The following is a 23611-nucleotide window of genomic DNA, read 5'->3' as shown; positions in this document are numbered from 1 at the left end:
CCTTTTTGTTAAGTTATTGAAATGAGAGAAACCCGATTAGTTATTTTCGTAATCAATAGGGATGAACTTGAGTGGATGTTTGATTAACTTCTGAATTATTTCTCCGTGTTCTTGCGCATCTTCATCTTCTTTATCGAAATTCCAAATGATGGTGAGTTGTTCTGCAATGCTAATTCCCGCCTTAATTTCACTCAGCATTTTTAGCAAACAGGTGTTGCTTGATGTATTAATATAGTCTAAGTTAATTATCAAAGTTATTTTTGAAGGGTTTGTTAGTACAAACTCTTTTACCCAATTCATCAGCGGGTGATAAAAGGCAATGGCATTCTCAGATATGGAAGTTCCACTGATCAGTAAATTTCCATTTGTGTTAAATTCAATTTTAGGCGTACGTTTTGTAGCCTCAATGATGATGTTATTCATAATTAGACTGCAAAGGTCTACATAATTAAACGATAAGAAAGCTAAAATCGCTTAACAGATGAATAAACCCGATTAATGGATTAAGGAATGTGATAAATCAGATTATTCCGTTGTGTTTACAGAAGTTAATGAGTTCTACGGCATTTTTGCAGTGCGCTTTATTAAGTATTTTCCTTCTGTGTGTGTCAACAGTATGTTTACTTAAAAATAATTTCTCAGCAATTTGTTTACTCGACCATCCCTTATCTACCAATAAAATAATTTCTGTTTCCCGATCGGAGAAAAAACCTTTATATTCTTTGGTTACATATTTTCGGAATTCTTCTTTATCTAAACCGGGCGCATCAAATTTCCATTCCACTTTGTTAGCTGTGTTTAAGAAAGAAATGTCGGATATCATAGAGAGGTTACTGATTATTTTTCCTTCCTCGTCTAAGTCATAAGTGGTAGATTGTCGAAGTACTTTTACATAGGTATTATCCTTTTTTCGAATGCGATACGTCAGAAAAAAGGCGACATCTTTGCTTACATTGTTTTCGCTGGCAAACATTAGTGTGGCGCGCATTAATCTTTCTACCATGTCAAAATCATCCGGATGAAAATAACTGGAGGCTAATTCAAATGTAAATTCATGCGGTTCATATCCTAAAAATTCCTTTATGCCTTTTTGAAAACTTACTTTTTTACTTTTGAAATCTAATACATAAAAACATTGACCTAAGGCAATCGGATAATTACTAATATAACTAACCGGCTTGGTAATTACTTTCCTGTTGGATAGTTTAGCTTGTAAAGAATCAAGGTATTCGGATATCTTACTTTTATTCGCTTCCATTATGAAAAGACGGATTTGTAAAAATCGATAGTAAGTGAGTTGAATTTTTCGGCATTTTCCATTTGAGGAATATGTCCCACATTTTCAAGAATATTAATTTTATTATTCCATAAGTTAGGAATAGATAATTCTTTAATGTATTCTAAATTCACTAATGTGTCTTTATTGCCATGTGCTAAACAGATTGGTAAATTGGTTTTAGACACAAATCCTTTTTCGTTTTTAAATTGACCTTTGCCGATGGAAACGCCCAAATTTAATCGTGTATTACCGTCAGTATTTAATATCATAGCTTTCAAATCAGCTGCAAGGGTTTGGTTATTGAATACAAATTCCGTGCCAACTGTCATAGCATCCGATTCAGAAATATCTTTACTAAATAAATGCGCAATGTTTGGATTCGGTAAAAACATTTTGTCCATTTGAGGCGGAATACCAATTGGCGGAGTGCCGAATACGAATAAGCCTTTTGTTTGAGGTAATTCCTCTGTAGCTTCAATAGCAATATGTCCTCCTAAAGAATGACCTGCCAAAATATAATCACTCATTTCTAATTCAGTGATAATGTTTTTTAACGCCGTAATATATCCCGGCAAACAATAAATGCTTTCATAATCGCTGTGTCTATCCGACAATCCGTGTCCCGGTAAATCAAATGTCAATACCGGAAATGGAAGATTCTCAAGTTGAGATTGGAATGTTTTTGAACTTAATGAATTGCCATGAATGAAAATAACCGCTTTTTTCTTGATATCGCCTTTATGATACACACTCAGGCCATGGATATAACAATGAGAGATCATATGGAAATAAATGAATTAATGTAAGTTTTGAAGAGGAGGGGTATAGCCGTTAGTATCATAGTAACCGAAAGTTCGTTCACAATGATAGCATATTTAAAGAAAAATAAAAATTATTTCACCAGAATTCTAGGCTCCAGCATGTCCATAATGGCGTATTTTACCCCTTCACGTCCAAGACCACTTTCTTTAATTCCGCCGTAAGGCATGTGATCAAATCTTAAGGTTGGCACATCATTATGGATAACTCCACCTACTTCTAAATGCTTATAACATTCATTTAATTCAGAAATATCATTGGTGAAAACACCGCATTGTAATCCAAATTTACTGTCATTCACCTTATTAACAGCCTCGGTAATCTTACCGTTATATGTTTCAACACATACTATTGGACCAAAGGCTTCCTCACAATAAATTTTCATTGTATTGTTACAATTGGTGAGAATGGTTGGCTCAACATACTTTCCGGTACGTTTCCCCCCAACTAATATTTTAGCACCTTTTGTCACGGCTTCCATTATCCAGCTTTCAATACGTTGAGCATTGCCTTCATCAATCATATCACTCACATCTGTATCCTGCAATAAGGGATTGCCAAATTTCAGGGCGGAAGTTTTCTGTAAGAATTCTTTTATAAAGGCATTAAATATTTTTTCGTGAACAAAAATCCGTTGCGCATGAATGCATATTTGTCCGCTGTAAGCAAAAGCTCCCATCACACACTTGGCAACAGTGTTTTCATTCAATCCGCTTTCTGTTACGATGACGCCGGCATTGCCGCCTAATTCGAGTACCACTTTCTTTTTGCCGCATTGGGCTTTCATAGGCCATCCAACTTCAGGTGAGCCGGTAAAACTCAGGAGATTTATTCGAGTATCAGTTACCAGTAAGTTTCCGGTTTGTCGCGTCATGGGAAGAATAGAAACAGCGCCTTTCGGCAAACTTGTTTTATCTATAATTTTTGCGAGTTCTAAAGTGGAAAGGGGAGTAGAGGAAGCCGGTTTTAAAATTATGGGACAACCCGCAGCAATGGCCGGTGCAATTTTATGTACTGCTAAATTCATCGGAAAATTGAAGGGCGCAATGCCGGCTACAACTCCAACAGGAAAATAATTGACCAATCCTTCCCTTTTTTCTCCGTTCGGCGTCCAGTCAAGTGATATATATTCTTTTGGTAAGCGTTTACATTCTTCCGAAGCCACCACAAAAGTTTGAGCGGCACGGTCAATTTCGCTTAGCGCGTATTTTATTGGTTTGGCAGATTCTTTCGATAAAACTTCCGCAAGGTGTTGACGGTTCGTTTTTATTTCGAATGCGATTTGTTGAAGTGCTTCCGATTTTTTGTAAGAAGGAAGTTCCTTCATTTTTTCTTTGGCAGAGAGCGCTAAATTAATCGCAATTTCAAGCGTGCTTTCATTGGCAAGGAAGGTTTGTGCAAATGCTTCGTTCGTGTAAGGATTAATTACCGAAAGCGATTCGTTTGTTGTGATAAATTCACCTCCACAATATATTTTATACGTTTCCATGCCTTAAACAAATATAATATTTAAAAACAAAAAAGCCATTCGTGTTAGGAATGGCTTTTCGTTTTGTTATAGAATAAAATTAAGCAACCACTTCAACTTTTGGAGCTGCAGATAAGATTTCTTCGTTAGCGGCAGAAGCATACTGACTAAAATTCTTAATGAATTGTTCAGCTAAATTTTTCGCTTTTGCATCATACGCATCTTTATCCTTCCAGCTGTTGCGTGGATCTAAGATTTCAGTAGGAACATCCGGACAAACCTTAGGGAATTTTAATCCGAAGAATTTGGTTGTACCATATTCAACGTTATCCAATTTGCCGGTTAATGCTGCTGTGATTAATGAACGAGTATATGATAATTTAATACGACTTCCTACACCGTAAGAACCGCCTACCCATCCTGTGTTTACTAACCAAACATTTACATTTGGATGTTTCTTTAATTTTTCACCTAATAATTCGGCATATTTTGTTGGGTGTAATGGCAAGAAAGCTTTACCAAAACAAGCCGAGAAGGTTGTTGTTGGTTCGGTGATTCCCATTTCAGTTCCCGCAACTTTAGCTGTATAACCGCTAATGAAATTATACATAGCTTGTGCCGTCGTTAATTTTGAAATTGGAGGTAAAACACCAAATGCATCGGCTGTTAAGAAGAAGATATTTTTAGGCATATCTCCTACAGCAGGAGTAACTGCATTATCAATATAATTTGCAGGATAGCTTACACGTGTGTTTTCTGTTTTACTGATGTTGCCATAGTCAACTGTGGTTGTATCATCGTAAAAATTGATGTTTTCCAATAAAGAGCCAAACTTAATGGCATTGAAAATTTGTGGCTCTTTCTCAGCGGTTAAGTCAACGCATTTTGCATAACAACCACCTTCGAAATTAAATACACCTGTATCTGACCATCCATGTTCATCGTCACCAATTAACTTACGGTTCGGATCAGCTGATAAGGTAGTTTTACCTGTTCCTGATAAACCGAAGAAAATAGCAGTATCACCATCTTTACCAATATTGGCAGAGCAGTGCATAGATAATACTTTTTGCTCGTGTGGTAATACGTAGTTTAATACAGTGAAAATTGATTTTTTAATCTCGCCGGTATAACCTGTACCACCAATTAAAATGATTTTTTTGGTGAAGTTGATAATAGCGAAATTGTGCTGACGGGTTCCGTCGATTTTAGGATCTGCTTTAAAGCCCGGTGCGTTTAAAATTAACCAATCATGTTTGAAGTGTTTAATTTCTTCACGAGTTGGACGTAAGAATAAGTTGTATGAAAATAAATTACTCCAAGAATGCTCGTTTACAACACGAATATTAATACGGTATTTAGGATCAGCACAAGCGTAAGCATCGCGTACCCAAATTTCCTTCCCGCCAAGGTAAGCCAACATGCGGTGGTGTAATTTATCGAATTTATCTTCTTCAAAACGGTTGTTTACATCACCCCACCAAACAGAATCTTTGGTATTGTAATCTACAACGGCGTATTTATCTTTTGGAGAACGTCCGGTAAACTCTCCGGTATCGATGGCCAAAGCCCCTACATCTGTTAACACGCCTTGTCCGCGCGAAATTGTGTCTTCAACTAATTCACTTGGGTGAAGATTCCAGTAAGCCATTTCAACATTAGAAAGGCCGAGATCAGCTACAGAAAAATTCTCAGCTTTTAATCCGATTTCGTTCATTTTAATAAGAGATTTAAGATGTGCAAAGGTAATAAAAAAACGGGCTTTTAGAGGCCCGTTTTTCCACAATTATTGTGCGCGTTTTGTTCTTTCTAAATTTTCGTTAACAACCACTCTGTCAGAGCCTTGAGCAAGTTTTTTGATCTCCTCAATGAAGGTCTTTTGCTCTGAGCTGTTCATTTCTTTTAGTAGCATACAAACATCACGTTCGCCCTCACGCCCCATTGGCAATTCATCATAAGCCGGTTTTTTAGCATGCCCTTTAATATAGTTTAAAATCAAATCATATTTCGCGGCATCAATACCGGAAGCATGGCTTGTAAAGGATACGACGAGGCGGTATTTAATAGTTTGTTCTCCGTTGGTTACCATAGGTTGAGTGACTGAAGTATTTGAGGCAGTTTTTGTACTCGATTTTGCTTTACAGCTTGCTAATATCAAAGCAAGACTGCCGAAAAGTACGATTGCAATGTTTTTCATAAGTGTTTCTTTTTACGTTGTAAATATGCTAATTATTTTAGGAAAGGCAAGTTTGGTGCCACATGATATAAGTTATTTGTTTTTATCACTTTTTAACAGAGAAAGTCCTAGACAAATCCAGCCGATGATAAAACAAACCCCACCAATTGGCGTTACCGGCCCTAAAAACTTGAGCCAATCCATACCCATTAAGTTTCGGGTGGTTAAGAAATAGAGTGAACCTGAGAACATCGCAATTCCCCAAAAGAAGAAAGCGTAGGCCCACATAAAGTATTTATTTTCTTCTAGCTTATTAAGGATAATTAAAAGCAACATGCCTATCGTGTGATACATATGGTATTTAACGCCTTTTTCAAATCCGTCGAGCTGATCGCTAGTCATGATTCCGGCCTGCACTTTACTTTTTAAGAAGTGAGCTCCCATGGCTCCTAAGGCCACAGCTAAAGCGCCCAATATTCCGATGGTTAATAATTTGCGTTTATCCATTAGTTAGAAATAAAATTTAAAAAATCTTTTCTGTTCTCGCCAAACATAAAACTCTCGGCGGCCATTTTGTAATTCTCTTTATCGACAATGCTGTTATAAGCCGCTTTGGCAAGGTCTAGTTTTTCGCGGTCGTGTGTAAATATGTCCATTAATTTTTTGACCTGCGCGCTGCTGAAGCAATGTTTTTGGACCGCCTTTTTTGCAATGGCAATTTTGTCGTGATCGTATTTACCTTTAACTACCGATACGTAAATCTCATTGTATTCATTATCGGCAACAGCTTGTTTACAGTTTAATGATTTCTGATAATTCTCGGCGGCTATGTTTTTTAGAAAAATTTCATATTCCTCCGAAACCGATTTAAACAAAAAAGCATTCTCTATGGTTTTAGCATTGGACTTATCAGTCAGATGCGGAAAGGCAAGTTTAGCGTATTTTAATTTTTCTATCTCTGTATCGAAGGTATTGAGAAGTTTTACCAAGCGTTCGGCGGTGTAACAATTAAAAAGAATGGCACGGCGTGTGTATTTAATGCGCTCTGAGTAATCATTGGTGTTTTTCAATAAAAACAAATGGTATTCTATGTCTTTATCATCTAAATCAACCAAACATTTTGCACTCGCACTGTCATAATTTTTTATGTAAATGGGTTTTCTAAGGTGCATCTCATAAATATTTCCGAATTTCTTATTCTCGTCTAAAACACTCAAATTAACAGGTAAATCAGGCACAATGGGCGTTGCCGGACCTGACAATTCTCCTATGGAAATAAACTCAAATTTGTAATTGTTTTTTCCTTCCGTAATGCGTTCTTTCAAACTGAGTGTGATTTCTTTGTTGTTGTATTTTTCAATGCTTTTTAAATGAATGGAGTCGGTTATTTTACCGGCAACGCCTTCAATTTCCACCCTTAATTTAAGCCAACCCTCATGCACATTAAACGCCTTAACGATAGCTTGTGGTTCTTTATTTACAATTTCATCGTTCACGTAGAGGGTGAAAACTTTACCGTAGGGATTTATAACAACCAGATTGGCATTAATTTGCTGCGCCAGTGAAAAAGAACAAAGGCCTAATACAAAGCAGATAATATAAATACGAATAATGCTCATTACTTGATAAGAGCAAATTTAAGTTTAATTTTGTGTTCAATTCAGTGTTATGGTTAAAATATTAGTAATTGGCGCCGGTCGCTCTACTTCCAGTTTAATTGGATATTTATTGAAAAAAGCGCCTGCTTATAATTGGCAGGTAACGGTAGCCGATAGTAATTTGTCATTGGCACAAGAACGCGTTAAAAATTATTCGCATGCCGAAGCTGTTACTTTTGATGTGAGTAATGCCGTCGAACGTGAAGCTTTCATTAAAGCGAATGATTTTGTTATTTCCATGTTGCCAGCCAATATGCATGGCGATGTAGCTCGCGATTGTGTGCGTTTAGGTCGGCATATCGCAACAGCCAGCTATGTAAGTAACGATATGCGGGAGCTGGATGCAGAAGCGCGTGCAAAAGGTTTATTATTGTTGAATGAAATCGGATTAGATCCCGGCATCGATCATGCTTCGGCCATGAAAATCATTCATGATTTAAAGGCAAAAGGCGCTACTATTACTTCATTTAAATCGTATTGTGGCGGATTGGTAGCTCCTGAGAGCAACGATAATCCGTGGGGTTATAAATTCAGCTGGAATCCGAGGAATGTTGTTTTAGCGGGACAAAGTACAGCGCAGTATTTGCATAACGGGGAAATTAAATTTATTCCGTATAACCGTTTATTCAATCAAATTGAGACGATAGAAGTGGATGGATTCGGGAAGTTTGATGCCTATGCAAATCGTGATAGTATTGGATATAAAGAACCATACGGATTAAACAACGTAAAAACTTTGTTACGCGGAACTTTGCGTGAAGAAGGTTATTGTAAAGCTTGGAATGTGTTTGTGAAATTGGGATTAACGGATGACACTTCTAAGATTCACAATACTTCGAATATGACGTATACTGATTTGCTGAGTTCATTTTTACCACAAGGAAGCGGTTCGGTGAAGGAACGCTTAAAGCAGTTTGTTGGTTTTGGCTGGAGTAAGGATATCGAAGAAAAAATGGAATATCTTGAGTTATTCAACAACAAGAAAATTAAATTAAATGAAGGTACGCCGGCACAATTGCTGCAAAGTTTATTGGAAGAAAAATGGAAGTTGAAGAATGGCGATAAGGACATGATTGTTATGCAACATTTGTTTGAATATACCTTGAATGGAAAAACTCATCAGTTAAACTCTTCATTGGTGGTTATTGGCGACGATGAAGATCATACGGCGATGGCAAAAACCGTTGGATTGCCTCTGGCGATTACCGTAAAAAATTTCCTAACCGGACAATTCAAATTAAGTGGTGTACAAATTCCGATTGTAAAAGAAATTTATGAACCGCTATTAAAAGAATTGGAAGAATATCAGATTGTATTTAACGAAAGTTATTAAAATAAAAGCCTCGTTATTCTCACTTAATTTATGAGTAACGAGGCTTTAAAAGGAATTTATTATTCTACTATTAGTTTTCCGTACGAATCATTTCCAAATTCATCATGGTATTTAATAAAGTATAATCCGGAAGGGAAAGTACTTATGTCAACTTGTGTGTTCCCTCCCTGGATAAGCTCCTCCATGGGTCTGACTTCTTTTCCCAATACATCAATCAAAGCAAAGTTTATTTTCATGAAGCTTTGGTTACTTATGGTAAATACATCATTTGCAGGATTTGGAAAAACTTTTACGTTTTCTGTTACATAATTTTCTGTTACACTAACACCAACGCCGGCTATTTCAACCAGAGTAGCATAAGGACTACTTGAAGGGCTGGCATCATAAGCAAAAATAGAATAAACCGGATTGGTTGAGTAATAGTTATAGTACGGATTACCGAACATATTGGTAACTCGGGCAACGTTGTTATAAGTTTTCCCATTAACAATTAAAGTACCATATGCGTCGTAAGAAATTGTAAAACTGCTTGGCGAACACGACACACATTGGTAGGAATCAGTATACGAATTACCATAATTAAAAGGGAAAACCAAATGACGTTTAGGATCAGGAGTATAGGTAGCGCCTCCTGTTGCTGTAATAGCATCTCCTAATTGATCTTTAAATGTTGGTTGTACATTATCATACGTATAAACTGTTCCGGTAGGCAACGCTACTATTGCTGCCATTGTAGCGTTTGGAAATGAAGCTCCATATGGAGTAGACGCTGGAACAACTATTGATGCAGTACCTGCAGCTGTAAATGAAATAGAGGAGAAGTTCCATGTTACCCCGGCACCTGAAGGTCCTGGAGAAACAGGTTTTGGTCCAATTAAAATTGTTGCAGTGATTCCGGCCGACGGATTAGGCATATTAGTATATTGAATCACCGGCTGTGCAAATACAGCATTTACGACAATTATAAATACGAGAGTAAAGATTTTTTTCATAGGTGTTGTTTTTAGGTTTATGTAAACATACATAAAGCACCACCCTGAAAAAATACGTATTTATACGTATTTTTTACTGTTTGTTTGACGTCTTAGCCTTAAAGTAAGAGAAGATAATTGGCAGAACTGAAACGCCAATAATTCCTAAACATACTAAATCGATATGTTTACGAATCCATTCAACGCCGCCTAATAAATAACCGGCGGTGGTTAAACTACCAATCCATAATGCACCACCAAGTACATCAAAACTTAAATATTTTTTGTAATTCATTTCTCCAACACCCGCTGCAAATGGAGCGAAGGTTCTAACAAAGGGAACAAAGCGTGCCATGATGATAGCCTTTGTACCATGCTTCTCAAAAAACGCATGTGTTTTATCAAGATATTCCTGCTTCACCAGTGGCTTACCTCGAAACTTTAAATGAAATACTTTTAAACCTATTTTTCGTCCAATCCAATAATTGCAATTATCTCCTAACACAGCGGCTATAAACAATAGGATAACAAGGTAAAACATGTTAAGGTGACCTGAACTTGCGAATAATCCTGCTGTAAATAATAAAGAATCGCCGGGTAAAAAAGGCATCGCCACCAATCCGGTTTCAACGAAAATTACAAGGAAAAGTACCACATAAACGGCAGTACCATAGTTAGCGAATAACCAATCGAAATCGAGGTGAATAATGTGTTTGAATAGTTCAATCATAAAGACGGTAAAAATAAATTAAATGCCTACTTCTTCCATGTAGGCCAGGATTCCGCCTTTTAAATTATAGAGATTGTTATAACCTTCTGCTTCCAAAGCCTGAATAACAGCCGCGCTTCTTTTGCCACTGCGGCAATGCACCACAACTTGTTTATCCTTATTGATTTTATCGAGATTATCCATTACGTCGCCCATTGGGATTAATTCGCCGTTAATGTTTACTTCATCGAATTCATGCGGTTCGCGAACATCAATTAACTGAAAATTCGCTTTGCTGTCGATTAAGGTTTTTAACTCTTGTGCAGTAATTTCCTTCATTGTGTTTTTTCTTAGGTTGTTTGTTTGAATTTTTCAGGTAAGAATGTAAAAAAGGTATCTCCTCTTAAACCAATACGTAAAGTTTCTAAAGGAATGATATCATCCACGGCAATATTTCCAACGTTTACATCTGACCCGAATAATTTTAAGAAATATACTTGTTGAGATTTTTGTGGTGTTTCCCAAATGATGTTTTCTAATTTTATTTTATTAACGATGCGATTAATCAGTAAAGTATGCGCGCTTCCGTTTTTGTGAAAGATACCAACCGTTCCGCTTTCGCGAGCTTCGGCAATTACTTTGGTTGAGCCGGCATCCAATTCGTTTTGCATCATTTTAATCCAACGCGCCGGATGAATAATCACACCTTCCTCTTTGGAACCTACCTCTGAAAGAACGGTGTAGTTTTTCGCCAGCTTATTGATGTATTCGCATTTTTTCTCGTGCTCAATGGTGATGCTGCCATCAGATACTTCAGCAGAATCTAATCCCATTTCGTTTACGAACTTAATATAGTCTTCAAACTTATCTCTGATGATAAAGGCTTCAAACAATGTTCCGCCTACATACACTTTGATGTTGTTTTTCTGATAAAGTTTTACTTTTTCCTTTACGTTTTTTGAAATAACAGAAGTGCCAAATCCCAATTTGATAAAGTCAATGTAATCAGCACCGGTTTCCATTAAGTCCTCAGCCTGACGTAAACTGATGCCTTTATCCATTACCATGGTCATGCCGGTTTTACGCGGTTTTTGAGTGCGTTCAGGTAAAAACGGGAGATTAACGTTATACGGCATAATTAGTTTTTAAAAGAGTTTATTAATTCCAATACTTGAGCATCGTCTTTTAAAGCCGGGGCATATTCAAAAATATCGGTGTATTTATTAAAGTTTAGTTCAAGGGCTCTTGCAAATGCTTCCATACCTTCCAATCGTTTACCGGTTTCAAGTAGAATAACACCTAAGCGGTAATAAAGTTCGGCAGCTTCCGGAAAGTATTTGATTCCTTCGGTTAATGTTTCAATCACATCTTTGTAGTAGCCGGCTTCATCCAGTAAACGCGCATAATCTAACCACACATCAAACTCAGGATAATCTAACTCTATAACGCGTTGATAAGCCAGGGCTGCTTCTTCCTGAAAGCCCAATTTTTGTTGTATTTCTGCAAATACATACCAATACTCGGCATCATTCGGATTAATTTCGATGGCTTTCTTGATGTAATGAATTCCTTCTGTTAAACGATTGAGGGCATCCAAACACACCCCAATACCTAACCAGGCATCAGCATAAGCCGCATCGATCTTTACACAGCGATTGTAATTGACAATTGCCTCTTCAAATTCATTTAAATTTTCGTGGCATTCACCAATGTAATAATAGGTAGAAGCCTCTTTGTTTTCATGTTTGAAGGTTTCTTTATAAACTTCAATCGCCTCACGGTACATTTCCAATTGCGCTAAGGAATTAGCTTTGTTGAAATAGGCAGAGCTGAATTTTTCGTTGATAGCAATGGCGTAATCGTAAGCTTCAATTCCTTTTTCGTATAAACCAAATCTGTTATAAGCCAAGCCTAAATTAAACCAAGCGTAATAACTGTAAGGGAATTCATCAATGTAATCTAAAAAGAAAGAAATAGCTTCTTCTGATTTTCCGGTTAAATCATAACACAAGGAAAGTTCATTTAAGGCTACTTCGTTACGTGGATTTATCTTTAATGCTTTTTTTAAGTAATAGATGGCATCATCCGGCTTATCTTCATTTAAGAACTCAACACCTAATGACAAATAAACTTCGTCTTTATACTCGGCCAGGGGTAATGCTTTCTTGTAATTCTCAATCGCTTGCTCGCCCAATCCCATTTGGCTATAGATATAACCTCTGGCCATGTATAACTCAAAGTTGTTGCTTTCGGTTTGTTCTACTTCATTCAGCAAAGCGAGGGCTTCCTGCGTAAAATGCTGACTGCTTAAGTATTGGGCTTGTTTAATTTTAAGAATACTGGAGTAAGGGTATTGTTTCAATCCGAAATCAATGGCTTTTTTTACTAAATCGTAATTCAACCATTGAAAATAGTATTCAATTATATCTTCCAGCTCATCCACGTCGAAAAAACTATGATTACCATTGTTAATCATGTCTTCAAAACGCTTCAGAACTTCTTCAAAGTCTTGACCTTCAAAATCATCTCCGTCAAATTCGCTCATAAATGACCCTTGTAATTAATACAAAGTTAAGCTATTTTTTCGCATTTGCTTATTATGTTTTTAACAGAATTTTCTTAATTTATGTCAATAAAAAAAGCCTCAAAAAATCACCTGCCAACAGCATCATGCTAACTTTACACAAAATTTTTATAAAGTGACTTTAATCAAGAGTATTTCAGGAATAAGAGGAACCATTGGCGGAAAACCGGATGATGGATTAACTCCTTTGGATATTGTAAAATTCACATCAGCGTACGCTTCATTGATTTTAAAAAATCATTCAGGAACTACACCAAGTGTGGTGGTTGGACGCGATGCCCGTTTATCCGGACCTATGGTGAGCAGCATTGTATGCGGCACTTTAACTGGTATGGGAATTAATGTGTATGATTTAGGTTTGAGTACAACGCCAACCGTTGAAATGGCGGTGACCGAATTAAAAGCTCAGGGTGGAATAATTTTAACCGCTTCTCACAATCCAAAACAGTGGAATGCTTTAAAACTTCTCAATGAAAAAGGGGAGTTCATAAGCGAAGAAGAAGGTAAAATGATTTTATCGTTGGCGCAAAATGATAATTACACGTACGCGGATGTAAACGTGTTAGGAAAAATTACACAACCTGCCGACATGCTCAAAATGCACATCGATAAAATTTTGAAGTTACCGTATGTGGATACAAAAGCGATTGCAGCGGCAAACTTCACGGTTTCAGTGGATGCCGTAAACTCGAGTGGGGGATTTGCAGTACCGGCTTTATTGGAAGCTTTGGGTGTGAAGAATATTCACAAATTATATTGTGAGCCTGATGGACATTTTGCGCATAATCCTGAACCATTGCCTGAACACTTGGCTGATTTGTCGGCTTTAGTTGTAAAAACAAAATCTCATTTCGGTATTAGCGTTGATCCGGATGTGGATCGTTTGGCTTTAGTGTGTGAAGACGGAGAAATGTTTGGCGAAGAATATACTCTTGTAGCGGTAGCAGATTGTGTGTTATCGCATCACAAAGGCGGAAATACCGTATCCAATTTATCTTCCACACGCGCTTTACGCGACGTAACTGAAAAAATGGGAGGGAAATATTCAGCATCAGCGGTAGGAGAAGTAAATGTGGTGAAAATGATGAAAGAAACCAATGCTGTTATCGGAGGTGAAGGAAATGGTGGTGTTATACTTCCTGAATTACATTATGGTCGTGATGCATTAGTTGGCATCGCTATTTTCTTAAGTCATTTAGCGAAATTCGGAAAACCTGTTTCGATGCTTCGTAAATCTTATCCAAACTATTTTATTTCTAAGAATAAAATTGAGTTAACACCTGAGATTAATGTGGATAAGGTTTTAGAAAGTGTAAAAACAAAATATCAAAAACAACCGATTAACACGGTAGATGGTGTGAAGATAGAATTTGATAAAGAATGGGTGCATTTAAGAAAGTCTAATACCGAACCTATTATCCGTATTTATTCGGAAAGCGAATCATTGGCTACAGCTGATACATTGGCTAAAAAAATCATCAGTGATATCAAGGAAATCATAAAACAATAAGTTTAAAAGTCCTATAATAGGACTTTTTTTAAATCTGACAGCTCAAAAAAATATCGGATATTTGCATACTTAATTATTTTGAACAATGAGTAAAATTTATTTAGACAACGCTGCTACCACCAAGTTAGATGAGGAAGTGTTTAACGCCATGTTGCCTTTTATGAAAGAGGAGTTTGGAAATCCTTCTTCTATTCATTCATTTGGACGAAAAACACGCACTGCCATTGAAGGTGCGCGTAAATCAGTTGCTAAATATTTAAATGTTACGCCTGCAGAAATTTTCTTCACATCCGGTGGAACCGAAGCCGATAACATGGCGATTATTGAAGCGATTGAGACATACGGCATAAAACATGCCATCTCCAGTAAAATCGAACACCATGCAGTTGAACACACTTTAGCAACTCTTGAAAAAGAAGGTAAGGTAAAAGTGAGTTGGGTGAATGTAGATACAAATGGAAATGTAGATTTAAATCACCTCGAAGAATTATTGAAAAATAATGAGCGCAGTTTGGTTTCACTGATGCATGCCAATAATGAAATTGGAACTTTACTTCCTATCGTGAAAGTGGGTGAGTTATGCGAAAAATATAACGCCCTTTTTCATAGCGATACGGTTCAAACCATGGGACATTATAAACTGGATTTACAAAATGTAAAAGTTCATTTTGTGACCTGTGCGGCACATAAATTTCACGGACCAAAAGGTGTAGGGTTTCTTTATATTAATCATAATGTGAAAATTAAACCTTTCATTAATGGTGGTGCTCAAGAGCGTAACATGCGCGGTGGAACCGAGAATGTATACGGTATTGTGGGATTAGCCAAAGCCTTTGAATTAGCGAATGAGCACATGGACGAACACCAGAGCCATATAAAAGGCTTAAAAGCCTATATGAAGGGGCAATTGGAAAACAATATAGAAGGCATGGATTTTAACGGTGAAACAGGCGAGAACGGACTTTATACCGTGCTTAACTGTCGTTTTCCTCATCATCCGGATGCTGAAATGTTATTATTTAATTTGGACATTGCAGGTATTGCAGCGAGTGGAGGAAGTGCCTGTAGCAGCGGCAGCAATCAAGGTTCTCATGTGTTGCGTGGTATCGGTATTGATATGAGTCGCCCTTCCGTTCGTTTCAGCTTCAGTAAATACAACACGAAAGAAGAGATTGATAGTGTGGTGAAGAAGTTAAAAGAGATGTTTGCCGTAACAGCGAAAGCTTAATTAGCGCGTTAATTCTTCGATGATGGCAGCGTGCTGAGGAAATTCAGTACGAAGTGTTTTTCTATCTGCCATTTCAAAATCATTAAAATCAAAACCGGGAGCAACGGTGCAGCCTACGAAACTGAACTTTCCTCCTTTTTTTACTCTTGATCCAAACCAGTGATATTTTGGAACAAGGTATTGTGGCACTTCTCCTTCTAAAATAGTGTTGCCAATTCGCGTTATTTTTAATTCTCCGCTTAAAGTGATTTCAATTACCTCCAAGGGATCACCGCCATAAAAATGCCACATCTCATCCGATTTAATGCGGTGTAATGCCGAAAAATTGTTTTTCTCAATCAGAAAGTAGATTCCTGTGCAATAGTTTCTTTTTCCTTCAAATCCCGGAAAATTACTTTGTTCGGAACTGCGATAAGTTTCCTTATAATAGCCTCCTTCTGGATGAGGCAGTAATCCCAGCGTTTCAATAAGATGTTTTACTTCCATTATTCTTCGTTTACGTAGTAAAGCTTGTAATATTTTAGTCCCATCGCTTCATCGTAACCGCGCTCAACATAATCGTGTCGCCCATGAATATAAATGTGAAAGTTTTTATCCAGCTTCACCACACTGCGCATGTATTTCTGGTTTTTTTTAACGGCGGTAGAAGATATATCAAACTCATCTATTGTGTTTAAATCCAAGCGCTCGCTAAAATCTTTACGGTAATCTTTAAACGCTTTAATTAATTCGGGTTGTACCATTACGTCTTTCTCGAATTCTTTAATGTTGAATTTGTCTTTTTCTTTGAAATAAGCAGTGCTTTTATTCAACATCATCATTTGGTCTTCTTTCTTAACGTTATTGTCTTCCGTTAAGATTTCTTCACAAAATCCGCGACAGGTTTCAATGAAGTTACTGGTGTGATAATAGCCGTTTTCTTTAAGCGTTGCATTTAAGAAATCAACCTCCCAATACGTAGCACATTCAGCTACTTTATTGTTATTATCGATGATGCTGAGTTTATATCCTTTTTCTTGTTCTGTATTAAAAATCAAACAGCCTTTGTCCAGCTTATTAATGTTAATACCTGTATCGCAATCCATGTCAAAATTATCCACATGCTGATATACCTTCAGATAAGTTTCTTTATTTTCTGTTTTAAATAACCCAATAGTGTCACATAATTCACCGTCTACAATTACATCCTTAAAGAAGCAAACGTAAAATTCACCACCCTTAATTTTTGGGTGCATGCTTTGATTGTATAAATGCTCAGCTATATGTTTGGTTTGTTCAACAAAATTTTTACGTGAGTTGAAAATTTTTTCACTGATAGCTTTTATGTCTTTAATGTCAAAATCGCTTTTGTTTTTAAACTGATGATAGACATCCGTTTTAAAAGGTGATTGAAAATACCTGAGAACGGTATCTTTTACAAAATCATCTTTAAACTCAAAGCAGGTTTCGCTTAAGGTTAATTCTTCACCTAAGCTTTTGTTACCGGTGTAATGTATAATGAAGTGAGTGAGTTGTGCTCTCGAAAAATCTATCATAATCCTTGTTTCTTAAACACTAAATGTAAGCTTATCACCTTAAAGGCTTTTAACAAAATTTAAACAAAATAAAATGATAAGCGGCCAAATTAAAGTATCTAAAAGAGCGGTTTTTACGTTACATATATTAAATTTGTTATATGCACAAAACAGCACTTTTTATGAAACGTTACGCTATTTTGATTGCAGGGGTATTGCTCCTGTCTTCATTTACTATATATAAATTCACTTTCTCCCGTTATCAGGTTTTAATGGGAATCTTATTGGAAGGTCTCTCTCAGATGCATTACAGTCCAACCAAGATTGATGACGCTTTCAGTGAAAAGGTATACACTTTGTATATGAAACGCATTGATTACAACAAGAAGTTTTTATTGCAAGGTGATGTGGATCAATTAGCAAAATACCGTCGTGAATTAGACAATCAAATCAACGAGGGTGATTTTACATTTTACAAACTCTCTGTAGAGCTTATCAATAAGCGTATCAAAGAAAAGGAAAGTTGGTATAAAGAAATTCTGGCTAAGCCATTAAATTATAACGCGGAGGATGTGTATGAAACCAATGGCGAGAAAGCTAAATATGCTTCTTCACCCGAAGATTTAAAGAAGGAGTGGGAGAAGATGATTAAGTATCAGGTTATCTCTCGTATTGATGATGTTTTAAATCGTCAGGAGAAAGCGAAAGAAAAAAATGACACCACCGTAAAAATCAGAATTTGGGATAGCATTGAGGTTGATGCCCGCCGCAAAACTTTAAAAGCAAATGAGGCTTGGTTTAAGCGTTTGTATAAAATTACGGATAAAGATCGCTTCGCGAATTATTTAAGCACCATCACCAATATTTACGATCCGCACACCGAATACTTTGCTCCAAAGGAAAAAAAGTCGTTTGATGAAACCATGAGCGGACAGTTCGAAGGAATTGGCGCACGTTTACAGCCTAAGGAGGACGGAATCATTAAGGTTTCTGAAATTATTTTTAATAGTCCGAGTTACAAACAGGGTGAATTAAAAGCGGGTGATGAAATTCATAAGGTGGCCCAAGGCGCAGGAGAGCCGGTGGATGTAACAACCATGGACATGGATGAAGCTATTCTTTTAATTAAAGGTAAGAAGGGAACTGAAGTTCGTTTAACGGTAAAGAAACCGGATGGAAGTTTTAAAGTGATTCCAATTATCCGCGATGTTATTCCTATTGAAGAAACCTATGCAAAATCAGTTTTATTAAACAATAGCGGTAAAAAAATGGGTTACGTTTATCTGCCTACTTTCTATACCGATTTCACACGAACCGGCGCTCGTAAATGCGCAACAGATATGCGTAAAGAAATTGAAAAACTAAAAACGCAAGGCATCGAAGGTTTAATTGTGGATTTACGTGATAATGGCGGAGGTTCATTACAGGAAGTTGTGGAAATGGCCGGTTTGTTTATTCCTAAGGGACCTGTTGTGCAGGTGAAAGGTAAAAACAACATGACGAATATTATGGAAGATTACAACAGTGATGTAACCTGGGGCGGACCATTAACTATTATGGTGAATCACAATAGCGCGAGCGCTTCGGAAATTTTAGCGGCGGCCATGCAGGATTATAAACGTGCCGTTATTGTTGGAACACCAACGTTTGGCAAAGGAACTGTTCAATCCTTTTTAAATTTAGATCAGTTTATTTTACCTCAATTTGATACTATTAAGCCAATTGGTGAAGTGAAAATCACGATGCAGAAATTCTATCGTATCAATGGTGGCGCCACACAATTAAAGGGTGTTACACCGGATGTGATTTTACCGGATCCATATGAGTTTATAGAAACAGGTGAGAAGGAAATGGATTACCCGATGGTATGGGATGAAATTGAGCCAGCAAATTATTTAGCCTTTAATAATATTGATATTGCTAAAGTGAAAAAAGCAAGTGAAGAGCGTATTAAAAAGAGCGCTGCATTTAAATTAATTGAAACAGAAGCTAAAGAATTTAAAGATAAACGCGATGATTCAAAATATAATTTAGCGTTGGAGAAGTACAGAGCTGAACAAAAATTATGGCGCGAACAAAACAAAAAGTACGAAGATTTACGTAAAGATATAAAGGACTTCACGGCTGATTTGTTAGAACAGGATAAAACGAAATTAAGTGCCGATACTGCACGTTTAGGACGCGAATCACGTTGGGCAAAGAATGTGGCTAAAGATGTTTACATTCATGAAGCCAGTAACATCTTAAGCGGACTAAAATAACCTCCCCCACATTACGGTATTTTGATATCTAAAATGGTTAAAGCATGCTAAAGGCATTGCAAAGCCATTATTATTTGATTTACTTTATATAACTAAAAAGAAACACAGATGAAAAAAATATTTATAGCCATAGGATTTTTAGCTTTTTCATTAAGCTATGCACAGGAAGCTAAGCGTCCGGATAATTGGTTTAATCTCGATCCTTCTAAAGATAATGTGAACGGTGTTAGTACAGAGCGCACCTATGAAGAACTACTTAAAGGTAAAAAGTCAACCACTATTATTGTGGGCGTTTTAGATAGCGGTGTAGATTATTTACACGAAGATTTAAAAGATGTGATGTGGACCAATCCCGGCGAAATTGCAGGAAATGGCATTGATGATGATAAAAACGGATACGTGGATGATATTCACGGTTGGAATTTTATTGGAGGTAAAGATGGAAAAAATGTAGAGAGAGATAATTTGGAATTAACTCGTCTATACCGTTTATATAAACCAAAGTATGACGGTAAAACGGAAAAAGATTTAAAGACTAAACAAGAGAAGCAAGAATATCAAACCTACTTGCAGTTAAGCAAAGATTACGAAGGTCAGAAAGCAGAGTACCAAGCCACTTATAATCAAATCAAATTTTTAAAGGATGCTTTTGAAGTAATGATTAAAGAGCTGAAGGAGCAAGGAGTAGAGAAGATTGATTTAGAGGCTGTGAAAAAATACGAGCCAAAAGATTCTAAAGGTAAACAAGCTAAATTTTTTGCGACAAATATGTTAGGTCGCGCTTCCGGTGCCAGCATGGATGATGTGATGGAAAATATTAATGAAGGATTTGATCAGTTTGATAATTTATTAAACTATTCTTTAAATCTTGATTTTGATCCGCGTCCCATTGTTGGTGATGATTACAATAACAGCAGCGAGCGTTTTTATGGGAATAATGATTGTAAAGGTCCGTTTAGTTTTCACGGAACTCACGTAGCCGGTATCATTGCGGCATCACGTAAAAACGGAGTAGGGATGGATGGTATTGCTGATAATGTTCGAATCATGAGTGTTCGTTGTGTGCCTAACGGCGATGAACGCGATAAGGATGTTGCTAATGCAATTCGTTATGCAGTAGATAACGGCGCAAGTATTATTAACATGAGCTTTGGAAAGAAATACAGCTGGGATAAGAAAGCAGTAGATGAAGCTGTGAAATATGCTGAGAAGAAAGGCGTGCTTTTAATTCATGCAACAGGAAATGATGGAATTAATATTGATGAAACAGCGCATTATCCTTGCAAGAAATTTGAAGGCAGTAAAAAAGAAGCAAGTAATTTTGTAGATGTAGCTGCTTTAAACTGGGAGAAGAATGAAAAAATCGCGGCACCATTTAGTAATTACGGTAAACGTACCGCGGATTTGTTTTCACCGGGAGTAGATATTTATTCTACGGCACCGGAAGGAAAATATAAAGATGCAAGCGGAACGAGTATGGCTGCACCGGTTGTTGCCGGCGTTTCTGCTGTATTAAAATCATATTTCCCGACCTTAACACCGCAACAAATCAAAAAAATCATTGTGACTTCAAGCCGTAAAGAATTTAAAGATACCAAGGTGATTAAGCCCGGTACTAAAGATGAATTAGTCGAGTTCGAAGAATTGACAAAGTCTGGTGGTGTGGTAAACTTATACGAAGCCGTTAAAATGGCACAAGGCATGGTAAAGATTAAAGGTTAATTGTAATAGTTAGAAAATAAAAAAGCCCCGAGGTTTACACTCGGGGCTTTTTTTATTTGTGGTAGTTTATTGACTAGCGTAAATAAAGCATTTCGCGGTATTTTGGCAATGGCCAAGTAGCATCGTCTACAATGTTTTCTAATTTATCTACATTGTAACGAATGGTATCAAAAAATGGTTTTACTTTATCGCAATAAGCGTGGGCTTGTTTTTTAGCCGAATCTAAGTTGTTGGCTTTCTTACGTTCTTCCGTCATATCATCCGCCGCCTTTTTGATAATAGAAACGCGCTCGCTGATTTCCTTAATTAAAGCAATTTGTGTATCACTCGCTTTCTTGTAATCTGCCCCGCTTAAAATGTTTTTCAATCCGTTTACATTATCAATTAACACACGCTGATAGGTTAAGGCTGCTGGGATGATTTGATTATCTACCATGTCAGCAATAATTCTCGACTCAATTTGAATTTTCTTGGTGTAAGTTTCTAAGTTGATTTCGTAACGGGCTTCTTGCTCACGGTGAGTTAAAATTCCCAATGACTCAAACATGTCTAGTGATTTTTTTGAAATCATAGCTTCCAATGCTCCCGGAGTTGTAGGGATATTGTTTAATCCGCGTTTTTTTGCTTCTGCTTTCCATGCATCACCGTAACCGTTCCCTTCAAAACGGATTTTTTTGCTGGCAATGATGTATTTCTTTAATACCTGGAAAATAGCTTCGTCTTTCTCAACTTTTTTATCAATTAGAGTATCTACTTCTTTTTTGAATTTTATTAATTGCTCGGCAACAATTGCATTTAATACGGTCATCGGACCTCCGCAATTGGCTGAAGAACCAACAGCGCGGAATTCAAATTTATTGCCGGTGAAAGCGAATGGAGAGGTACGGTTACGATCGGTATTGTCTAATAAAATATCAGGAATTTTTCCGATGTTTAATTTTAAAGCTGTTTTTTGCTCCGGACTCATTTTCCCGCTGTGTACGGATTTCTCTAAATCATCCAATACTTTTGATAATTGCTCACCTAAGAATACACTCATAATTGCAGGTGGCGCTTCATTCGCTCCTAAACGATGATCGTTATTAGCAGATGCAATGGATGCACGTAATAAATCAGCATGTTCGTACACCGCCATTACTGTATTTACGAAGAAAGTTAAGAACTGTAAATTGGTTTTTGGAGTTTTACCGGGCGATAATAAGTTCTTTCCTGTATTTGTCGCTAAACTCCAGTTATTATGTTTACCGCTACCATTTACGCCTGCATATGGTTTCTCGTGTAATAATACACGGAAGTTGTGACGAATAGCAACCTTCTCCATCACATCCATTAATAATTGATTGTGATCAACTGCTAAGTTTGCTTCTTCGAATACAGGAGCACATTCAAATTGAGCAGGCGCTACTTCATTATGGCGTGTGCGAACAGGAATACCTAATAAATGCGATTCGTATTCGAAATCGCGCATGAATGCTGAAACTCTCTCAGGAATCGAACCCCAATAATGATCTTCTAATTGTTGTCCTTTTGCAGGTGCATGTCCGAATAATGTACGTCCGGTTTGTTGTAAATCAAAGCGTATATTGTAAAGTGCCGAATCAATTAGGAAATATTCTTGTTCCCAACCTAATGTAGCAACCACTTTAGTTACGTTTTTGTCAAAGTACTGACAAACATCGGTAGCAGCTTTATCAATTGCATGCAATGATTTTAATAATGGAGTTTTAAAATCTAAAGATTCACCTGTATACGAAATAAAGATGGTTGGAATACATAATGTTTGTCCCCAGATAAACGCAGGTGAAGTAGGATCCCATGCAGTATATCCGCGCGCTTCAAACGTGTTACGGATTCCACCGTTAGGGAAAGAAGACGCATCAGGTTCTTGTTGCACTAAAGCATTTCCGCTAAAACGTTCAATGGCACGTCCGCCTGCAATAGGTTCAAAGAAACCATCATGTTTTTCAGCAGTAGCACCTGAAAGTGGTTGGAACCAGTGTGTGAAATGTGTAACGCCTTTGCTTTGTGCCCAGGCTTTCATACAGGCTGCTACCTGATCGGCCATTTTACGATCAACAATAGTACCTTGGTTCATGGATTGCTGAATACTTTCGAAAGCTTCTTCGGAAAGAAATTCGCGCATGGCATCTAATCCAAATACATCCGAACCATAATATTGAGAAACCGGTTTGTCGGATTTCTCAATTCTTACAGGTACGCGTTTAACGACGTCCTGCATTGCTAAAATTCTTCTTGTGCTCATTTTTATAGGGGGTTAATGTAAAATTTCAATAATTTGGCACAAATGTATGCTTTTTTAGGGGGGTGTATCAAAAAAATATCAACTTTTTTGGAAAAATGGTTGAAAAATGAGGGGGG

At 37.0% G+C, this 23611-nt stretch carries 21 protein-coding genes; 5 read left to right on the top strand and 16 right to left on the bottom strand.

All coding sequences use genetic code 11. The annotated features are described in order from the left end of the window. Positions 1-36: 36 nt before the first annotated feature. The 8 genes from J0L69_09425 to J0L69_09390 all read right to left on the bottom strand — a co-directional run bounded on the left by J0L69_09425 (position 37) and on the right by J0L69_09390 (position 7361). Entirely contained in the window at positions 37-423 is a 387-nt protein-coding gene (locus J0L69_09425; GenBank protein MBN8693407.1) for a DUF1987 domain-containing protein, read from the bottom strand. A gap of 97 nt (positions 424-520) precedes the next feature. Continuing rightward, on the bottom strand, positions 521-1258 hold the full coding sequence (locus J0L69_09420) for a PAS domain-containing protein (protein MBN8693406.1): 738 nt from the start codon (positions 1256-1258) through the stop codon (positions 521-523). Beyond that, a complete protein-coding gene (locus tag J0L69_09415; protein MBN8693405.1) occupies positions 1258-2061 on the bottom strand; it encodes an alpha/beta hydrolase in 804 nt (267 codons plus the stop codon). Before J0L69_09415 ends, J0L69_09420 begins: the two co-directional genes overlap by 1 nt. A gap of 110 nt (positions 2062-2171) precedes the next feature. Further along, positions 2172-3587, bottom strand: coding sequence for an aldehyde dehydrogenase family protein (locus tag J0L69_09410; GenBank protein ID MBN8693404.1), 1416 nt, complete (start codon positions 3585-3587; stop codon positions 2172-2174). 79 nt (positions 3588-3666) lie between these two features. Further along, a complete protein-coding gene (gene pckA, locus J0L69_09405; GenBank protein MBN8693403.1) occupies positions 3667-5283 on the bottom strand; it encodes a phosphoenolpyruvate carboxykinase (ATP) in 1617 nt (538 codons plus the stop codon). A gap of 69 nt (positions 5284-5352) precedes the next feature. Next, positions 5353-5763, bottom strand: a complete 411-nt coding sequence (locus J0L69_09400; GenBank protein ID MBN8693402.1) for a hypothetical protein — start codon at positions 5761-5763, stop codon at positions 5353-5355. A gap of 72 nt (positions 5764-5835) precedes the next feature. After that, a complete protein-coding gene (locus J0L69_09395; protein MBN8693401.1) occupies positions 5836-6249 on the bottom strand; it encodes a DUF423 domain-containing protein in 414 nt (137 codons plus the stop codon). Next, on the bottom strand, positions 6249-7361 hold the full coding sequence (locus tag J0L69_09390; GenBank protein ID MBN8693400.1) for a DUF4476 domain-containing protein: 1113 nt from the start codon (positions 7359-7361) through the stop codon (positions 6249-6251). Before J0L69_09390 ends, J0L69_09395 begins: the two co-directional genes overlap by 1 nt. Positions 7362-7410: 49 nt before the next feature. Between J0L69_09390 and J0L69_09385 the strand changes: the two genes are divergently transcribed. Further along, entirely contained in the window at positions 7411-8733 is a 1323-nt protein-coding gene (locus J0L69_09385; protein MBN8693399.1) for a saccharopine dehydrogenase NADP-binding domain-containing protein, read from the top strand. A gap of 59 nt (positions 8734-8792) precedes the next feature. Here J0L69_09385 and J0L69_09380 read toward each other — a convergent pair whose 3' ends face one another. From J0L69_09380 to J0L69_09360, 5 genes are all read right to left on the bottom strand, one after another. Beyond that, on the bottom strand, positions 8793-9725 hold the full coding sequence (locus tag J0L69_09380; GenBank protein ID MBN8693398.1) for a T9SS type A sorting domain-containing protein: 933 nt from the start codon (positions 9723-9725) through the stop codon (positions 8793-8795). Between the two features lie 73 nt (positions 9726-9798). Beyond that, complete coding sequence (locus J0L69_09375; protein ID MBN8693397.1) at positions 9799-10434, bottom strand: VTT domain-containing protein; 636 nt, start codon at positions 10432-10434, stop codon at positions 9799-9801. Between the two features lie 18 nt (positions 10435-10452). Then, complete coding sequence (locus J0L69_09370; GenBank protein ID MBN8693396.1) at positions 10453-10752, bottom strand: rhodanese-like domain-containing protein; 300 nt, start codon at positions 10750-10752, stop codon at positions 10453-10455. 11 nt (positions 10753-10763) lie between these two features. Further along, a complete protein-coding gene (locus tag J0L69_09365; GenBank protein ID MBN8693395.1) occupies positions 10764-11549 on the bottom strand; it encodes a phosphosulfolactate synthase in 786 nt (261 codons plus the stop codon). A gap of 2 nt (positions 11550-11551) precedes the next feature. Beyond that, positions 11552-12958, bottom strand: a complete 1407-nt coding sequence (locus tag J0L69_09360; protein ID MBN8693394.1) for a tetratricopeptide repeat protein — start codon at positions 12956-12958, stop codon at positions 11552-11554. 154 nt (positions 12959-13112) lie between these two features. Between J0L69_09360 and glmM the strand changes: the two genes are divergently transcribed. Continuing rightward, positions 13113-14507, top strand: a complete 1395-nt coding sequence (gene glmM / locus J0L69_09355) for a phosphoglucosamine mutase (GenBank protein ID MBN8693393.1) — start codon at positions 13113-13115, stop codon at positions 14505-14507. A gap of 85 nt (positions 14508-14592) precedes the next feature. Then, positions 14593-15735: a cysteine desulfurase gene (locus J0L69_09350; protein ID MBN8693392.1), complete on the top strand. Its 1143-nt coding sequence runs from the start codon at positions 14593-14595 to the stop codon at positions 15733-15735. On the opposite strand, the gene J0L69_09345 is transcribed toward J0L69_09350, so the two are convergent. After that, a complete protein-coding gene (locus J0L69_09345; protein ID MBN8693391.1) occupies positions 15736-16221 on the bottom strand; it encodes a cupin domain-containing protein in 486 nt (161 codons plus the stop codon). It abuts the gene before it with no gap. Beyond that, positions 16221-17270: a nucleoid-associated protein gene (locus J0L69_09340; protein MBN8693390.1), complete on the bottom strand. Its 1050-nt coding sequence runs from the start codon at positions 17268-17270 to the stop codon at positions 16221-16223. The genes J0L69_09345 and J0L69_09340 overlap by 1 nt, the downstream gene beginning before the upstream one ends. Before the next feature lie 161 nt (positions 17271-17431). Between J0L69_09340 and J0L69_09335 the strand changes: the two genes are divergently transcribed. Both J0L69_09335 and J0L69_09330 read left to right on the top strand, forming a co-directional pair. Then, on the top strand, positions 17432-19510 hold the full coding sequence (locus J0L69_09335; GenBank protein MBN8693389.1) for a carboxy terminal-processing peptidase: 2079 nt from the start codon (positions 17432-17434) through the stop codon (positions 19508-19510). Between the two features lie 108 nt (positions 19511-19618). Continuing rightward, the gene (locus J0L69_09330) at positions 19619-21232 is read left to right on the top strand and encodes a S8 family peptidase (protein ID MBN8693388.1); all 1614 of its coding nucleotides are present in this window, start codon (positions 19619-19621) and stop codon (positions 21230-21232) included. A 73-nt stretch (positions 21233-21305) separates the two neighbouring features. On the opposite strand, the gene J0L69_09325 is transcribed toward J0L69_09330, so the two are convergent. After that, entirely contained in the window at positions 21306-23495 is a 2190-nt protein-coding gene (locus tag J0L69_09325) for a glutamine synthetase III (GenBank protein ID MBN8693387.1), read from the bottom strand. Between the last annotated feature and the right edge of the window lie 116 nt (positions 23496-23611).

Source organism: Bacteroidota bacterium (assembly GCA_017303905.1).
Taxonomy (GTDB): domain Bacteria; phylum Bacteroidota; class Bacteroidia; order B-17B0; family Aurantibacillaceae; genus JAHEYG01.
Note: the sequence above shows the minus strand (reverse complement) of the source record. Positions and strands in the feature narration are given on the sequence as shown.

Coding starts and splice junctions, on each gene's coding strand:
- J0L69_09370 (MBN8693396.1), bottom strand. CDS start 10,752: ATGAAGGAAATTACTGCACAAGAGTTAAAAACCTTAATCGACAGCAAA.
- J0L69_09365 (MBN8693395.1), bottom strand. CDS start 11,549: ATGCCGTATAACGTTAATCTCCCGTTTTTACCTGAACGCACTCAAAAA.
- J0L69_09380 (MBN8693398.1), bottom strand. CDS start 9,725: ATGAAAAAAATCTTTACTCTCGTATTTATAATTGTCGTAAATGCTGTA.
- J0L69_09390 (MBN8693400.1), bottom strand. CDS start 7,361: ATGAGCATTATTCGTATTTATATTATCTGCTTTGTATTAGGCCTTTGT.
- J0L69_09410 (MBN8693404.1), bottom strand. CDS start 3,587: ATGGAAACGTATAAAATATATTGTGGAGGTGAATTTATCACAACAAAC.
- J0L69_09400 (MBN8693402.1), bottom strand. CDS start 5,763: ATGAAAAACATTGCAATCGTACTTTTCGGCAGTCTTGCTTTGATATTA.
- J0L69_09395 (MBN8693401.1), bottom strand. CDS start 6,249: ATGGATAAACGCAAATTATTAACCATCGGAATATTGGGCGCTTTAGCT.
- J0L69_09350 (MBN8693392.1), top strand. CDS start 14,593: ATGAGTAAAATTTATTTAGACAACGCTGCTACCACCAAGTTAGATGAG.
- J0L69_09375 (MBN8693397.1), bottom strand. CDS start 10,434: ATGATTGAACTATTCAAACACATTATTCACCTCGATTTCGATTGGTTA.
- J0L69_09330 (MBN8693388.1), top strand. CDS start 19,619: ATGAAAAAAATATTTATAGCCATAGGATTTTTAGCTTTTTCATTAAGC.
- pckA (MBN8693403.1), bottom strand. CDS start 5,283: ATGAACGAAATCGGATTAAAAGCTGAGAATTTTTCTGTAGCTGATCTC.
- J0L69_09340 (MBN8693390.1), bottom strand. CDS start 17,270: ATGATAGATTTTTCGAGAGCACAACTCACTCACTTCATTATACATTAC.
- J0L69_09345 (MBN8693391.1), bottom strand. CDS start 16,221: ATGGAAGTAAAACATCTTATTGAAACGCTGGGATTACTGCCTCATCCA.
- J0L69_09325 (MBN8693387.1), bottom strand. CDS start 23,495: ATGAGCACAAGAAGAATTTTAGCAATGCAGGACGTCGTTAAACGCGTA.
- J0L69_09420 (MBN8693406.1), bottom strand. CDS start 1,258: ATGGAAGCGAATAAAAGTAAGATATCCGAATACCTTGATTCTTTACAA.
- J0L69_09335 (MBN8693389.1), top strand. CDS start 17,432: ATGAAACGTTACGCTATTTTGATTGCAGGGGTATTGCTCCTGTCTTCA.
- J0L69_09425 (MBN8693407.1), bottom strand. CDS start 423: ATGAATAACATCATCATTGAGGCTACAAAACGTACGCCTAAAATTGAA.
- J0L69_09415 (MBN8693405.1), bottom strand. CDS start 2,061: ATGATCTCTCATTGTTATATCCATGGCCTGAGTGTGTATCATAAAGGC.
- J0L69_09385 (MBN8693399.1), top strand. CDS start 7,411: ATGGTTAAAATATTAGTAATTGGCGCCGGTCGCTCTACTTCCAGTTTA.
- J0L69_09360 (MBN8693394.1), bottom strand. CDS start 12,958: ATGAGCGAATTTGACGGAGATGATTTTGAAGGTCAAGACTTTGAAGAA.